Source organism: Jeotgalicoccus huakuii, assembly GCF_036665975.1.
GTDB lineage: Bacteria > Bacillota > Bacilli > Staphylococcales > Salinicoccaceae > Jeotgalicoccus > Jeotgalicoccus marinus.
On sequence record NZ_JAVIYN010000016.1, the window covers coordinates 1 to 16,271 of the forward strand.

Below are 16,271 nucleotides of genomic sequence, written 5' to 3' on the forward strand. Positions count from 1 at the left end.
TAAAATAAAAGAGCGAAGTCCAAGATGATTTTACATCTTGAGTCTTCGCCCTTTTTTTGTGCTTACTTTATATAAAATGTGCGGTTTTAGAGAATGGCCATCCATAATGCTTGGATGTTCAAACTCCGTAACAACCTCCATACCAAGTTTCTCCATTATGTTAATGGATGGAATATTTTTCTTAGCAGTAAAAGCGTAGACTTCTTTAATATCCGTCTGTCTCTCTACAAACTTCATTACACCTCGTGCTGCCTCTGTTGCAAAACCTTGATTCCAATGTTTTTTTGCTAGGCGCCAACCGATCTCAATACAAGGTAAAAATTCAAAGTCTAAACTACCATCAGCCTCTAGTACACGTATACCTGTAAAACCAATGAATTCTCCAGTATCTTTTCTTTCCACCGCAAAAAGACCAAAGCCTCTATCCAAAATTGACTTTTGGCTCGCTTTGGCATAATTGACAGATTCCTCTGGCGTTTGCAGATTAGGAAAGTAGCGCCGCACATCAGGATCTAAATTCATCTTGATAAAAGGCTTCAAATCACTTTCCTGCCAATCTCTTAGTATCAGTCTTTTAGTTTTGATGTATTTCATTTAGCTTCAGCCTAACATATTATAGTTCTGATTCATTCTGTATGGGTGCTTCTTTTCTAACATAAGAAATTAAACGCACAGTGAATACACCATTTTCTAAATCATATTCAGCTAAACGTTTTTTTGTATTATTTGTTGTAATTACAGCATCAATAAAATCTACAGTATGCTTGAGTTTAAAAGTAACAGTAAATGCTTCAAAACCACGCTCTGGCGCAGGTTTCTTTACGACAACTCGATCGATTGAACCTTCAACATCTTCTAGCTCAGTACCAGTCGCTGCTTCTAACTCTTTAGCAAGTTCCTTTATTGTCATTTCTTTTCCTTCTATTAAATAGAACTTTTCTTCATGCATTACGCTCATCCTCACTCTTCTGAATCAGTATTTTCTTCTGTTTCTTCGTTTTCTTCAGATGCTTCACTTTCATCCTGTTCTTCTTGGTTGTTTGATTCTAACTCGTCTAGCTCAGATTCTTTGGCATCTACTTGTTGTTGTAGTGCTTCATTATCCCCTTGGACATCATTAATCTGATCTTCAAGTTCTGCAATTTCTGATTTCACCTTATCTAAATCTTTTTCAGCCTGGCTAGCCTCACCACTACAAGCAGCAAGCATTAGCACACTGAATAACAAAATCATTTTTTTCATATCAGTCACCTATACTTATTCTTACCCGATATTATACCATTCAAGAGCTATTTTTGAAATTTATCGTAAAAAGTTATAAAAAAACATACACAGTAAAATTTACTGTGTATGCTTTGAGAAACTTTAGTTTTCGATTGTAACTTCATTTAAGTGATAAATACCCTGAGCGTCGACGTTGAATCCTTGAACACTAGAGTTTAAACCTGTTAGGTAACTCTGGTGGTGGATGTAAGCCATTGGAGCTGTTTCAACGAGTTTATCTTGTAATTCTGAATAGATTTCTAGACGTGCCTCTTCATCAGATTCACGACGACCCGCTTCTAGTAATTCATCAACTTCATCATCTGAGAAGAATGAACGGTTACCTGGGTCACCATGCATTGATGAGTGGAACAATGGATAAGTTCCGTAGTCCGCGTCACCTGTAGCTGTTGACCAACCTAGGATGAACATATCATGCTCACCAGCTGCAGTTTGTTCTAAGTATGCACCCCATTCAAGTTGCTCAACAGTTAAGTTAATTCCAATTTCCTGAAGTGATTCTTGTAGATAGACTGCTGTATTCACACGTTCTGGGCTATCGTTAGTCCAGATTGAAAGGTCAATTCCATCTTCATAACCCGCTTCAGCTAATAATTCTTTAGCACGTTCTGGGTCATATGAAATCCCTTCAACGTTTTCATCATATCCGAATACACCTGGTGCTAATGGTCCTTTTGCAGGTGTACCCACACCGTCGTAAACCCCTTCGATAATTGATTCACGGTCAATCGCGTATGAAATCGCCTGACGTACTTTTGGATCATTAAGTGGTTCTTTTTCAGTATTGAAACCGATGTATGAAAGTGACATAGATTCAGTTTCTTCTAAAGCAGTGTTTTCACCATTTTCTACACGGTCAACATTACTTGATTCAATTGTTCCAGCAACATGAGATGAGCCGGATTCAATTTCAGCTAAACGTGAAGCTGTTTCTGGTACAACTTTGAAAGTTACAGTATCTAATTGTGCAGGTTCACCAAAGTAATCATCATTTCTTTCGAGCACAACATTTTCACCTGGTGCACGAGATTGTAATTTAAATGCACCTGTACCAACTGGGTTATCCGTAACGTATTGACCAAGGTGTTCAGAAATCGAATCTTGTACTTCTTCTGCCTCACCACTGTCTCTTAACTCATAGTACTCTTCAGCTGTCATATCTTCACCAGCTTCATCGAGTGCAGCTTGGTAGTCAGCATCGATAACGTCTTTACTGATCATACCCCCACCATCGTGAGCAAGGTGTGCAAGTAATGGCGCAAACGGATATTCAGTCGTAATTTCAACTGTATACTCATCTACCGCTTCAACATCAGTAATCATTTCGTAAAGGAACATACGTGGTGACGCCATTGCTGGGTCTAGTACACGGTCTAAGTTTGCAACAACAACATCAGCATTAAACGCTGTGCCGTCGTGGAAAGTCACATCATCACGAAGTGTAAAACTCCATGTAGTGTCATCAACTTGTTCCCATTCTGTTGCTAAGTTTGGTTCAACTTCCATATCTTCGTTTAACTGAGTTAAACCATCGTAAAGATTGTAACGAACATTCGATGATGGAACATCGTTATTACCATGTGGATCCATTGATACAATGTCACTCATTTCAGAGATGACAAGATCTTGTCCACCTGCAGGTGTACCTTCGCTAGCGCCCTCTTCACCCTCAGGATCCACGTCGCTATCGCTTGTACAAGCAGCTAAAACTAAAGCAAACATTGCTGCAATCCCAATTGTCAGCAGTTGTTTTAAATGCTTCATTATGTAATTCCCCCTCTAAAATTTTAAATTTTAAGATAATTTTAAATCTTAAAATTACACTCTTAACATATTATATGATAAGGATTTTTCATACAAGATGGAATTTTGAGAATATTTACCCTTCTATTAACAAAAATCCAATCAGTAGTTAGCATACCATTATTTTCTTGTTAGGTGAAGCGCTTTCAATTTATTTTATTAGTTTTTATCCATAATGAGGGTTAACTGTGCATTTATGATAGTGATATTTTAGTTTGTTTTGCACTTCTATATTTCTCATGTTCCTGCTATTTTGTTTCATGGAACTCGTCATGCCCTCATGTTCCAGCTAAGCCCTATTTCCAATCTAATCCCAACAAAAAACAACCCTCACACCAATGAGGGTTGTCATTAAATTAAATTCCTTATTGAATTGTTGTTTCTTTGAAGTTGAAGATGTTGTAAGAGTCGCCTTCAAAGTTTTGTACGTTATTATTATGTGCATTTAGGTTTTCACCGTGTCTAATAAAGATGGCTGGTGCTTCGTCGACTAAAATTTGTTGTGCTTCTTCATACATGCCAGCACGTGTATCCTCATCTGTTTCTTGACGCGCTTCATCTAATAGAGCATCAAGTTCGGGATTACTGTAGAACGAACGGTTACCATCTGGACCGATGTTATCACTATGGAATAGTGGTGAAATACCATTATCTGGGTCACCCGTTGAGTTGCTCCATCCTAGGATGAACATATCATGTTCCCCGGCACCTGTTGCTTCTAAGTATGCACCCCATTCAACTTGCTCGACGTTGACTGTAATACCTAGCTCACTTAGTGATTCTTGTAACCATAGTGCGACATCGACACGTTCTGGGTTATCATCATTCACCATCAAGTTAATTGTTAGATCTTCAACGCCAGCTTCGTCTAATAATTCTTGTGCTTTGTCCATATCGTATTCTAAGCCTTCAAGGTCTTCAGAATAGCCAAGTACACCTGGTGCGAGTGGTGCAGATGCTGGAGTACCTGATCCATTATACACACCATCTAATACTGCTTGGCTATCAAAAGCATGTGTAATAGCTTGACGGACTTTTGGATCATTGAAAGGTTCTTTTTCAGTATTGAAACCAATATAGTCTATTGATACTGATTCATTTCTTAGCAGTGTTACGTCAGAGTTTCCTTCAACTCTTTCAATATTACTAGATAGTGTTGAGAGAATTGCATCTGAAGTTCCAGATTCTAGCTCAGCAAGTCTTGAGCCTGGTTCTGAAACAACTTTGAAATCTACACCGTCAAGCAGTGCAGGTTCCCCATCCCAGTAGTCATCATATCTGACAACAGAAGTCACTTCACCAGGACTACGACTTTCAAACTGGAAGTAGTTCGTACCAACTGGCTCACTTTCAACAAGCTGACCAACATATGAACTAATTTCATTTGCAATCGCTTCGTGTTCTTCTCCACCAGCAGCACGTAGTTCATAATATTCCTCAAGTGTTACATCACTACCCGCTTCATCTAATGCATTCTGGTAATCTGCATCAATTAAATCTTTTGAAATCATTTTACCTGCTCCATGAGTTAAATTATTTGCTAATGGGGCAAATGGATATTCAGTAACTAATTGAACAGTGTAATCGTCAATGACATTAACTTCAGTCACCATATCGAGTAAGAAGGCTCTCGCTGATGCTTTAGCTGGGTCTTTTAGGCGTTCGATATTTGCTTTGACGACCTCTGCATTGAATTCAGAGCCATCATGGAATGTCACACCTTCACGTAATTTAAATTCCCAAGTCGTATCATCAACTTGTTCAAATTCTTCAGCGAGTACAGGTACAATTTCTAAATCTTCATTTTGTGTCACTAATGGTTCATAAATCGTGTCACGAATTTGTTCTGATGGTACATCATTACTACCATGTGGATCCATCGACACCGCATCAGAAGGAATAGCCAAGGTCATTGTACCGCCTTCAGCTCCACCTTCTTCACCGCCACCTGTTGCTTCATCAACATTACTGTCATCACTACAAGCAGCAAGGATAAGTAATAAAGTTCCTAATATGGTTAATAAACTAAACTTTCTCATTTGAAACCCCCTATTTCCCGAGAAGTTAAACACTTCTTTTAATATTCAGAATTTTACACTATAAATGATTTTACTACAACATTTATTTTGAATATTAGAAAAATTGAATGCGTTTACTTTTATGAAGTGGCCACCGTCTGCTTTTTCATTTTAAATAATTATTATTAAAAGTTTAACCGGTATTATCACCGGTTACTTATGATAGATCTATTAAAATATTTTCAATCATCCGCCTGGCCTCTATCCCCTCTTTAACTGGATACAAGGGAAAAACGTGGTTTTGCTCTTCGAACTCAAAGTATTCAAAATCCGCACCTTCATCCTCGAGTCGATCGACATATTTTCTAATATCGGGCACTAAAATTTCCCTTGTACCTGCAAAAATATACACTTTCGGTAGGTCTTTGACATTCCCAAACACAGGAGACACTTTATAATTATTATGGTCCGCGTTTCCTCTCCAAAGTTTACCAATAACTTGTAACTTTTCTCTTTTAAGCATCGGTTCCACTTCGATAAAGTTCTCAATCTCAGGATTATTCAAAGATACGTCCATCCACGGACAGATGACGATCTGTGCTTTTGGTAGTGTTTTACCTTGTTGGTATAAGTACTGCACTAGTCCCAAGGTTAAACCGCCACCTGCTGAGTCGCCCATGATAATTAAGTCATCGTTCTCACTAATCAATTGTTCATAGAGTGCTTGTACTTGTTCATAAGCTTTTTCATATGTATGCACTGGTACTTTCGGATATATGGGGACAATAAATTCTAAGCCGGTTTCTTTAACTAGTTTATTGATGAAGCGCCAGTGAAATGGTGAGGGTTGATTGATGTAACCTCCACCATGTAAATATAGTACACGCCTATGAGACTCTTGTTCGTCCGGAGATACTGTGTAAACTTTCATATCTGAAACAAAATAATGGTCAATATTTGATCTGAATAAACTCGCTGGTATCTCATATTCCTCACTATTTTCTTTTTCTTTTCTTACGAGTAATTCTTCATCCGCTGTCGTATTATCAAAGGTTGCCACCCTGATAACATCCTCTGCGAGCTCACTCCCCACACTACGGTGATTGACAAATATGGCACGGTAAATATAAGTGAGCACACCAAATATCGCTGTTATTGTTGTAATCGTCCTCAGTAAGACCTTCATGCATTCACGCCTTTCAATATTTTATAAATGAAATCGTCTCATTAGTTGAGTCATAAAGCTTTCGTTGGCAATTAAGAGCATCAGTATAAAAGATACAGTACCAAGTGATGCAGCTGATACTGCCGGCCAAAGAACGTGTGACACGCCTGTAAAATAGAGAATCAATGGTAGATAACCCAATCCAATCATCATCAACAGGAAACTAATATAGCCTGTCCACTTCATTCTTACCTTTATAATCAGCATACAAATTAACACGATACCTGCCAGTATTATCAGTGGCATAACATAATCAACAGACCACTGTAAGGAACCGGTCATGGCATCAATGACTAAAAGTAAAATCGTCAAGCTGACGACTTGGGCAATAATCTTACCACCCAAATGTGAAGGTGATAGGATGGTGTGATTTAAAGACACAAGTAAGTAGAACACCGCCACTGCTACATAGAATACCCATAAGAACCGTGGCATAACGATAATATTGACTAAGAGACAAATAATCGTCGCTAGGATGCCACCGAAAACTGCAAATTTTGCGAGTCGGTCTTTAACTTTAAATCTTTTCTGATCATAAGCAGGATAGGCCCGTTCTTCTTTTGGTAAGTCTGTCGTTGAAAGTAACTTATGACAGAGCGGACATGCTCTTTGTTTCGTATTAATCTCACATTCTGAACAGCGATTCATCTTACTCTCCCCATCCATTGGAATGCACGGTTACTTCTAGTCCCGTCATTCGCGTAAGGTTTTTAAAAAAAGCTTTTATAAATTCATTTTCATCAATAGATCTTGCAAAAGTCATTGTTAACTTATTATTAATCGTTGCCGCCCCACAGTTGATCGGGCTCCTTTTTGTTGGATATAAAACGATATCCATCCAATCAATAAAGGGACGCATATCATCCGGTACTTTTATATTACCTAGATTCGTCAGAGTCAGTGTCTTTCGATTTTCACCCACACTATTAAAGGCAAAACGCATAATAGGATACTTTATAAAGACCGGAACAATTCTTAGTAGTAGATTCTTTTGGAAGGAGACAAAGTGATTAATCCCCCTCTGCAGAAAAGATTTTTCTGTTTTCTTAATAAGTTCTCTTGTGACAGCTTCTATAATTTCATCTATTGTCATATCTTTTTTTACTTGAACACCGATGTTTGATACAGAAAAGAAATTTCTCATGGTCTTAGAAGGAAACACCTTTCTAAGGTTCACCGGTATTGCCACACTAATATAAGCATCACTATTTTTCTTTCTTTCTTCATAGATCGTCATAATCAATACACTGGTTAAGAGTCCCGTTAAAGAGGTCCCGTGACTTTTGGCAAAGGTATTGAGTGCACCAGCATCCATAATACCCTGCACAAGATTAATACCTCTTGGGCTTAACTCAGTGCCGGATAGTTGATAGGCTTTTTGATCTTTGTCTTGGCTTTTAGCTGGTTCACTATGATTGACGTATCGAACAAAGCTATCTTCCGACTCTTCTTTGTCTACCTCATCTTCAGGTAACAGGATTGTACCGTCCGTCATAATGTTTTTACCCATCAAATTTAAGTACTGATAGACCAGTGTTTTTAGAAATTCCTGGGCACCCCCACCATCTGTTACAGAGTGAAATACTTCTACAGATATTCTCTTATTGAAATATAGGACTCGAATTAAAAAGGCATTATTTTCCTTTCGATCAATCGGGGCACATGGGTAATCTGTTTCTTCTTTGACTAACAGACTGTCATCGTTCGCCTCTAAAAAATCCCAAAATAAACCTTTTCTTACCCTGACCATTAAAGTTGGAAAGCGTATTGCGACGATGTCTAGCGCTTCTTGAAGCACTTCTGGATCAATCTTTTCATATAAAGTGGCTGAAACTCTGTAGACAGCAGAATTAGACGAACTTGAAACAGCATGAAAAATCTTACCTGTATTATCAATCTTATACCACTGACTCATCTTTTAACCCTCCATTTTCTCTTATACAAATTGTATATCTTAGAGCAATAAAAAAGAAGTAAAACCGTCAAAGGTTCTACTTCTTACTATAATATAGGTAAATTTATTCACTCTCTAAAGTGACGTTTCTGAAGTCAGGTTTGTTAAAGTTATTAATTTCTAAGCCCTGTACTTCAGTTCGAGCTGCATTGGCACTTTGTGCTTGTCGAATTGAAACAAAAGGTTGGTCTTCGATTAAGATCTCATCCACTCTTTGGTAAATTTCTTCACGTTTACCTTCATCTAGCTCTTGCCGGCCTTGTTCAAGTAGACTATCCACTTCTTCATTTTCATAGAAGGAACGGTTACCACTCGCACCTTGCATTGAAGAATGCACTAATGGCCAGAATGATTGGTCTGGATCTCCAACTGGGTTCGGCCAACCTAGAATGAAGAGGTCATGTTCTCCATTAGACACAGCTTCTAGATACGCACCCCACTCTAATTGCTCAATTTCTAAATTAATACCAATCTCTTTTAGTTTTTCTTGCATCAATACAGCAAGGTCTACACGCTCTGGTGAATCATTCGTCATTACAGTTAAATCAAAGCCGTCCTCATATCCTGCTTCACTAAGCAATTCCTTGGCACGTTCTGGGTCATAATCTAGATCTTCTAAGTTTTCGTTATATCCAAGTAGTTCTTGTTGAATCGCACCTTTCATTTCACGACCGACACCGAAGTAGATACCTTCCATAATTTCTTCCTTATCAACCATATGTGCAATCGCCTGACGTACACGTTTATCCTCAAGTGGACCTTCTTGAGTGTTCATACCGATGTACTCATTCGACAGATTATAAACCGGATATGTTTCCATCTCTGGATGATTTTCTATACGTTCCCACTGACCATTATCAAATCCTTGGATAAAGTGAGATTGGCCACTTTCAAGTTCTGCAATTCTTGATGCATCCTCAACGACAACTTTAAAGGTCACAGTATCTAGTTTGGCAGGCTCATCCCAATAATCATCAAAGCGTTCGACAACAATCTCTTCCCCTGGTGTTCTCGATTGGAATTGCATATAGCCTGTACCAATTGGCTTTTGCTCAATAATCGCACCAGTATTATTACCTACTGCTTGAGCGACCGCTTCGTATTCCTCACCACCAGCTTCTCTTAGTTCATAAAATTCATCTAAGCTGATATCTCGGTCACTTTGATCAATTGCATTTTGATAATCTTCATCTATTACTTCTTTTGATACAATACCTGCACCATCATGTGCTAAGTAATTTAAAAATGGTGCGAAAGGATATTCAGTTACAATTTCAATCGTGTATTCATCGATTACATTGATTTCTGAAATCATTTCAAAAATGTTGGCACGCGCTGATGCGACTGCCGGATCCATAATTCTTTCAAAGCTTGCTTTTACGGCGTCAGCATTGAAGTCTGTCCCATCATGGAATTTTACACCTTCTCTTAAGTTAAATACCCAAGTCGTATCATCTGTTTGCTCATAGTCAGTCGCAAGACGAGGCTGTGGATTTAGGTCCTCATCTAAGTAAAAGAGGCCTTCGTAGATGACATTTCTTCTCTGGTCAGACGGTAAATCATTTTGACCTGCGGGATCAAGTGATGAAGCGTCACTTGCATAAGATGCCACTAGATCTCCACCCGATGAATCTGAAGCTGCATTCTCCTCTTCCATTACTTCAGAATCATCTGTACATGCTGCGAGCATTAGTAGGGTCATAGCAAATATTATGTATTTAAATTTTTTCATTACTATCCTCCATTTACAATTCATATTACTACACTATGTTTTAGCGTAAATCATATTATACCACTCGGGATTGATTAATCAAGATGCTTGCTCATACAAAAATCAAATAACCTAATATTTAAATAACCCTTAAATTTAAACCCTAGTCATAAACTACGAATTGAAAGTTATCAATAACAATTTTCTGAATAATAGCAAATAAAGCCTGTCATATGAGTGTTACCGTTTTCAATTGTGTATAATTTTAGGAATCTTGGCAGTAAAAAGTATAGACTTATTCACTATCTTCTTGTTATAGTCGAGACGTCGATGTATTATTAAAAGGTATTTATCAAAATACAGTGACTTATCTTAATATTTTGTCTTAGAGGGGGTTTATACTAAATGTCTAACATTCAACCTAGTCAGGTTCCAGCAAAGAAACCCGCTAATCGCCGTGTTGAGAACTTTAAAGATTTCTTTACGAAATTGAAGAAAAATAAAGCAGCACTCACTGGTTTCTACGTATTGGTGTTTTTCTTACTTGTCTCAATTTTTGGGGCACTGGATTCTAACTATAATTTTTTAGGGGTGAATTCTAACGCCACTAACCTTACCGATAAATTACTTGGTCCTTCTGGACAGTATTGGTTCGGTACAGATCACCTTGGGCGCGATATCTTTTATCGTATCCTACATGGTATGTACATAACCTTAGGCGTCGGTTTCGCAGCAACATTTATGGCTGCATTGGTCGGTGTACCAATCGGTATTATTGCCGGCTATTACGGTGGATGGGTCGACACTGTAATTATGCGTCTCATGGACGTTTTACTTGCTTTCCCTGGTATCCTACTTGCTCTTGCAATTGTCAGTGTACTAGGTGGTAGTACAATCAATGTTACAATCGCCATCGCAATCGGTGCCCTACCGCAGTTTGCACGTATTGTCCGTGGGTCCACATTGACGACTAAGAAACTTGAGTACGTCGATGCTGTAAGGGCTTTAGGTGCGCGTGATGGTAAGATTATTTTCCAGCATATTCTACCTAACATAATGTCACCAATCATCGTTAATACGACAATCTTTGTTGCGACAGCGATTCTTTCTGCAGCGGGTCTATCATTCCTAGGTCTCGGTGTTCAACCACCAACGCCTGAATGGGGTGCCATGTTAAATGATGGTCGTAACTACATGTATCAAGCAGCTCACATTACATTCTTCCCAGGTATCATGATTGTAATTGTCGTTCTTGCGTTTAACTTATTTGGGGACGGCTTAAGAGATGCGCTTGATCCGAAGTCTAAAAAATAGGAGGGGGATTTCATGACACAGTTTATTATACGAAGATTACTTCAGCTTATCCCGGTGCTACTCGGTGTTACAGTTCTCGTCTTCAGTCTGATGCATCTCACTCCTGGTAACCCAGCAGTTATCATGGCCGGAGAAAGTGCACCTGAAGCAACGGTAAAAGCGATAGAAGCAAGATTAGGATTAAATGATCCACTATATGAACAATACTTCCGTTTCTTAGGTAATGTTGTTCAGTTGGACTTCGGTTCTTCTATTCGAGACAACATTCCAGTATTCGATCATATTAAAGCACGTTTTGCAATCACACTAGAATTATCAGTGATTTCTATGATCTTCTCTATCTTCTGGGGTCTCCTTGTTGGGATTATTTCAGCAGTTAGAAAATATTCATTCGAAGATGTTGCAATGATGGTTATCGCTTTATTTGGTTTATCAATGCCAAATTTCTGGTTAGGTCTCATGCTCATCCAGTGGTTTGCAATCGAATTCCCAATCTTTAAACCTACTGGTTGGGGGAGCTTGGAACAAAACGTCTTACCAGTCATTACACTCGGTACTGCAGGTGCTGCAATTATCGCGCGTATGACACGTAGTTCTATGCTCGACGTTATCGACCAAGATTACATCCGTACCGCTCGTGCCAAGGGCGTTAAAGAGGGTACTGTAATTCTCCGCCACGCACTGAAAAATGCTTTGATTCCTGTTATCACTGTTGTTGGTATTCAGTTCGGTAGCTTCTTAGCTGGTTCAGTACTCACAGAGAGTGTATTTGCAATCAACGGACTCGGTCGACTGATTATCGATTCAATCTTACAACGTGACTTCCCTGTCGTTCAGGGTGCAATACTTGTTATCGCAGTTGTTTTCGTTATCGTTAACCTCATTGTCGATATTTCATACAGATTGCTCAACAAGCGCGTAGACTTAAACTAAGGAGGAGAGGAATTCATGTCAGAAGATATAATTCTCGATATAAACGATCTCCGTACTTCCTTCTTTGTTGGTGACAATGAAGTAAAGGCAGTAGATGGAGTAACATTCCAAGTACCTAAGGGTAAAACTTTAGGTATCGTTGGTGAGAGTGGTTCTGGTAAAAGTATTACTGCCCTATCGATTTTAAGACTGATTGAAGAACCAGGTAAGATCAAGAGTGGGAGTATCAAATATAAAGACGAAGAACTAACAGAAGCAAAAAATGCACGTATGCGTCAAGTACGTGGTAATGAAATATCTATGATTTTCCAGGAACCAATGACATCACTAAACCCGACATTTACAATCGGTCAACAGCTGAGAGAATCATTTAAGATACACCAAGGCTTAGGTAAAAAAGAAGGTACAAAACGTGCGATTGAAATGCTCGAACTTGTCGGTATTCCTTCACCTGAAAAACGTGTGGATCAGTATCCTTTCGAACTATCAGGCGGGATGAGACAACGTGTCATGATTGCCATGGCACTTGCTTGTAAACCTGAATTACTTATTGCCGATGAGCCAACAACCGCTCTAGACGTAACAATCCAAGCTCAAATTTTAGAACTTATTAAAGAACTACAAGAAGAAATCGGTATGAGTGTTGTAATGATTACTCATGACCTTGGTGTCGTAGCAGAAACTTGTGACTACGTTGCCGTAATGTATGCAGGTAAGGTTGTAGAATACGCAGACATCTATACCTTGTTTGAGAATCCTAAACATCCTTATACAGTCGGTCTCTTAAACTCACTACCACGACATGACAAAACACAAGATGAACTCATTCCAATCAAGGGTAACGTCCCTGCTCCAGACGAAATGCCTACAGGCTGCCGTTTCGCACCACGTTGTCCATTCGCATCAGACATTTGTAACACACTCCCTGAATTAGAAAGTGTTGGAGAGGGTAACGAAGTGAGATGCTGGATTCATACAGATCAATGGGATGGAGATAAGGAGGTGCAACTGAATGCCAAGTAAAACTTTATTAAATGTCGAGAATTTAGAACAGCATTTCCCTATTAAAGGGGGCTTTCTCGGTCGAACAATCAACCATGTTAAAGCAGTAGATGGTATTACCTTCCAAATCAAAGAAGGTGAAACAGTTGCAGTTGTAGGTGAATCAGGTTGTGGTAAATCCACAACTGGCCGTGCAATCCTACGCCTTGATGAACCAACAAATGGTAAGGTTGAATTCTTAGGTCAAGATGTTTTATCAATGTCTAAAGATGAAATGCGTAAAATGAGAAAAGATATGCAAATCATCTTCCAGGATCCATACGCGTCACTTAACCCACGCAAAACGGTTAGACAAACACTATGGGAAGCAATGGACATTCAAAAAGTTGTGCCTCGTAAAGAACGCACACAAAAAATTATTGAACTGATGGAAACTGTTGGTTTACAGAGACACCAAATCGACCGTTATCCACACGAATTCTCAGGTGGTCAACGTCAACGTATCGGTATTGCGAGAGCTTTATCTGTTAATCCTAAGCTCATCATCTGTGATGAGGCAGTATCCGCACTAGACGTTTCCATCCAGGCGCAAGTATTAAACTTATTAAAACGCCTGCAAAAAGAATTCGGTCTAACTTACCTATTCATCTCACATGACTTAGGTGTTGTCAGACACATTGCAGACCGTATCGTTGTTATGTATTTAGGTAAAATCGTTGAAATTGGGGATACGGATGCGATTTTTGAAAATCCACAGCACCCGTACACAAAAGCTTTATTATCAGCGATCCCTGTGCCCGATCCGAGAAATAAATCACAGCGTATCTTCTTACGTGGTGACGTGCCTTCTCCAATCGATCCTCCAACAGGTTGTCGCTTCCACACACGTTGCCCTTTCGCGACAGATCACTGCCGTACGGCTGATCCTGCTCTAGAGCAAAAAGGCGAAGGCTACGAAGGTCATCATGAAGTCGCTTGTCACTATGCCTTAGATATCGAAAGTGGTAAACACGAGGCTCAGTACGAAATGTACAATGTACGTGAAGTCCTTGATGATGAAAGTGAAGAAGCAGTTCATTCTGAACAAGACGAATATACTAAGTCATAAGATATATGATTATCCCGCAAAGCCTAAGGGCTTTGCGTTTTTTTGTATTTGAAGGATATTTACTTAAGGCGCTGGTGATAAGTTGATGTTTCTGACAACACCTATCACCGGCTGACCACTTTTTGGTGATAAGTCCTTGGTTTCATCACACTTATCACCGACAGCAAGCACTATATCTGCATAAATAAAGACGTGCACCATAAAGGTACACGCCTTAACCTAAAAGCTTAATATACAAAGACATCGAGTACGAAGAATAGTACTAGGAAGATGTAGATAATCACATCAAACACTGCACTGGATATGAAGGCTAAGAATGAGCCTATTGCTGCCTTAAAGGCTTTTGACATATCCTTTATCTGCACGAATTCGACGATAAATACAAAGACAAATGGTACGAATAATACACCAAATGGTGGGTAAATAAACATTCCGACGATGGCACCAATAATGGCTGCAAGTTCGCCTCGCTTACTTCCCCCAAACTTTTTAACAAAGTAAGAGTTGGCAGCAATATCACTGATGAAAGTCACAATGGTTAGGGCACCAGCGATGAGCCAGAACATCCACGATAACTCGTCTCCGACGAAGAAAGTATAGACTAAAAAGCCGACCCAAAACATAATAACAGACGGGATGACCGGGTAAATGACGCCTAGAAAGCCTAAGATGAAGCTGACTATGACGATTATCCATAAAATAATATCCATCAAATATCTCCTTTTCTAACTTCTTTTTTAGTAAAGAAGAATAATATAAATGCTGTAAACAAGAATGCTGCACTAATGTAGAATGAATTTTCAACGCCTAGAAGGTCATTGGCAAATCCACCCAGTAGGTTACCAAGTAACTGCCCGACAATCATTGCATTGGCAAATAGCGTCGATGCATAACCAGGGAATTGTGGTAATAGGTCTTGGAAGTATGAAATCCCAAGTCCTAGTAAGATTGCTAAAAATAACGCTAATGGAAGTTGTCCAATTAACATCATTGTATAACTTTCAAAAATACCGATTGATAAGAAATACATGCTGCCGATAAAACCAGCAATGATTAACAGTGTTTTAGATGATACTCTTGATGCGACATAGCCCATTAAAATCATCAAGGGAACTTCTAAGCCTGCACAAAGACTCGCAAGGATACCAACAGCACTATCTGCTTCACCTAAATATCCTGTTACAAAGAGTGGCATATTTAAGAGGTACATCCACTGTCCGACATGAAGAAAAATAAAGGCTATAAAAGGCACGAATAAAGTGAGGCTCTTCATTATGTTCGGACTTTCGACCTCTTCATAACTCGTAATTTCTATTGCAGTAGATTCTGCAGGGGCTGCAGAATTCTTAATCAAGAAACTCGACATAAATACAACTAAAAACATGATCACTGTACCAAAGAACAATCCTGTAAAATCATAACGTGCAAGTAAAATGGAACCGACTAAAGGTCCAAATAAGAATCCAAAGCTAAACATTGAACGCAAAATCGTATTTGCCATTACGGCGATGCTAGAACGATACTGGTTAATAGATTCTCTTGCTGAGGCATAGAGCTGCGGCATGGCCGGTGCACCTAGTGAGAAGAATAGAATATAAGCAATAATTAAAATCCAAGTGTTTGGGATGATTAAAAAACTTAAAAATGCACAAATTTGCATTAATAAAGCTGCGATAATTAAATATTTACGGTCGAATGTTAGCCGGTCACTAAAGCGCCCGATAATCGTATTAACGATAAAACTCCCAACAGCAGCTGATGCCATAAATATACCGTAAGCTGATGATGACATACCATGATGTTCAGTCATGAAAATAACGAGGAACGGGGCTGTGATTGCAACAGCCATACCGAGCATCGTCATATTCATTAAAAATAATTTATAATTTTGAATTTGGAATAAGTCTTTAATCATTGCG

Annotated in this window: 16 protein-coding genes; 4 read left to right on the forward strand and 12 right to left on the reverse strand. The window is 39.0% G+C overall.

Annotated features, from left to right (window positions below):
• Positions 1 to 30: 30 nt before the first annotated feature.
• The 9 genes from V6E76_RS08855 to V6E76_RS08895 all read right to left on the reverse strand — a co-directional run bounded on the left by V6E76_RS08855 (position 31) and on the right by V6E76_RS08895 (position 10,016).
• Positions 31 to 594 (reverse strand): GNAT family N-acetyltransferase, encoded by a 564-nt coding sequence (locus V6E76_RS08855; RefSeq protein ID WP_166626235.1) that lies wholly within the window; start codon positions 592 to 594, stop codon positions 31 to 33.
• Between the two features lie 19 nt (positions 595 to 613).
• Positions 614 to 949: a hypothetical protein gene (locus V6E76_RS08860; RefSeq protein ID WP_247352360.1), complete on the reverse strand. Its 336-nt coding sequence runs from the start codon at positions 947 to 949 to the stop codon at positions 614 to 616.
• Between the two features lie 11 nt (positions 950 to 960).
• Positions 961 to 1,242, reverse strand: a complete 282-nt coding sequence (locus V6E76_RS08865; RefSeq protein WP_247352359.1) for a hypothetical protein — start codon at positions 1,240 to 1,242, stop codon at positions 961 to 963.
• 123 nt (positions 1,243 to 1,365) lie between these two features.
• Positions 1,366 to 3,048, reverse strand: coding sequence for a glutathione ABC transporter substrate-binding protein (locus V6E76_RS08870; RefSeq protein ID WP_247352357.1), 1,683 nt, complete (start codon positions 3,046 to 3,048; stop codon positions 1,366 to 1,368).
• A gap of 404 nt (positions 3,049 to 3,452) precedes the next feature.
• Positions 3,453 to 5,126, reverse strand: a complete 1,674-nt coding sequence (locus V6E76_RS08875) for a glutathione ABC transporter substrate-binding protein (RefSeq protein WP_247352355.1) — start codon at positions 5,124 to 5,126, stop codon at positions 3,453 to 3,455.
• Positions 5,127 to 5,322: 196 nt separating this feature from the next.
• Positions 5,323 to 6,291, reverse strand: coding sequence for an alpha/beta hydrolase (locus tag V6E76_RS08880; RefSeq protein WP_247352352.1), 969 nt, complete (start codon positions 6,289 to 6,291; stop codon positions 5,323 to 5,325).
• A 21-nt stretch (positions 6,292 to 6,312) separates the two neighbouring features.
• On the reverse strand, positions 6,313 to 6,978 hold the full coding sequence (locus tag V6E76_RS08885; RefSeq protein ID WP_247352350.1) for a DUF6320 domain-containing protein: 666 nt from the start codon (positions 6,976 to 6,978) through the stop codon (positions 6,313 to 6,315).
• Position 6,979: 1 nt separating this feature from the next.
• Complete coding sequence (locus tag V6E76_RS08890; RefSeq protein ID WP_247352348.1) at positions 6,980 to 8,245, reverse strand: alcohol acetyltransferase; 1,266 nt, start codon at positions 8,243 to 8,245, stop codon at positions 6,980 to 6,982.
• A gap of 103 nt (positions 8,246 to 8,348) precedes the next feature.
• Positions 8,349 to 10,016 (reverse strand): glutathione ABC transporter substrate-binding protein, encoded by a 1,668-nt coding sequence (locus V6E76_RS08895; RefSeq protein ID WP_247352345.1) that lies wholly within the window; start codon positions 10,014 to 10,016, stop codon positions 8,349 to 8,351.
• A gap of 384 nt (positions 10,017 to 10,400) precedes the next feature.
• Here V6E76_RS08895 and V6E76_RS08900 point away from each other — a divergent pair, with 384 nt between their 5' ends.
• The 4 genes from V6E76_RS08900 to V6E76_RS08915 are packed head-to-tail and all read left to right on the forward strand — an operon-like array spanning position 10,401 to position 14,352.
• A complete protein-coding gene (locus V6E76_RS08900; RefSeq protein WP_026866935.1) occupies positions 10,401 to 11,309 on the forward strand; it encodes an ABC transporter permease in 909 nt (302 codons plus the stop codon).
• Positions 11,310 to 11,321: 12 nt separating this feature from the next.
• Positions 11,322 to 12,242 carry an ABC transporter permease gene (locus V6E76_RS08905; RefSeq protein ID WP_026866936.1) on the forward strand — a complete coding sequence of 307 codons (921 nt, stop codon included), beginning with the start codon at positions 11,322 to 11,324 and terminating at the stop codon, positions 12,240 to 12,242.
• A gap of 15 nt (positions 12,243 to 12,257) precedes the next feature.
• A complete protein-coding gene (locus V6E76_RS08910; RefSeq protein ID WP_247352343.1) occupies positions 12,258 to 13,265 on the forward strand; it encodes an ABC transporter ATP-binding protein in 1,008 nt (335 codons plus the stop codon).
• A complete protein-coding gene (locus V6E76_RS08915; RefSeq protein WP_247352341.1) occupies positions 13,255 to 14,352 on the forward strand; it encodes an ABC transporter ATP-binding protein in 1,098 nt (365 codons plus the stop codon). The genes V6E76_RS08910 and V6E76_RS08915 overlap by 11 nt, the downstream gene beginning before the upstream one ends.
• 63 nt (positions 14,353 to 14,415) lie before the next feature.
• Here V6E76_RS08915 and V6E76_RS08920 read toward each other — a convergent pair whose 3' ends face one another.
• The 3 genes from V6E76_RS08920 to V6E76_RS08930 are packed head-to-tail and all read right to left on the reverse strand — an operon-like array spanning position 14,416 to position 16,267.
• The gene (locus tag V6E76_RS08920) at positions 14,416 to 14,553 is read right to left on the reverse strand and encodes a hypothetical protein (protein WP_247352339.1); all 138 of its coding nucleotides are present in this window, start codon (positions 14,551 to 14,553) and stop codon (positions 14,416 to 14,418) included.
• A gap of 26 nt (positions 14,554 to 14,579) precedes the next feature.
• Entirely contained in the window at positions 14,580 to 15,062 is a 483-nt protein-coding gene (locus V6E76_RS08925) for a DUF456 family protein (RefSeq protein WP_247352336.1), read from the reverse strand.
• Positions 15,062 to 16,267, reverse strand: a complete 1,206-nt coding sequence (locus V6E76_RS08930; RefSeq protein ID WP_247352334.1) for an MFS transporter — start codon at positions 16,265 to 16,267, stop codon at positions 15,062 to 15,064. Before V6E76_RS08930 ends, V6E76_RS08925 begins: the two co-directional genes overlap by 1 nt.
• Positions 16,268 to 16,271 lie beyond the last annotated feature (4 nt).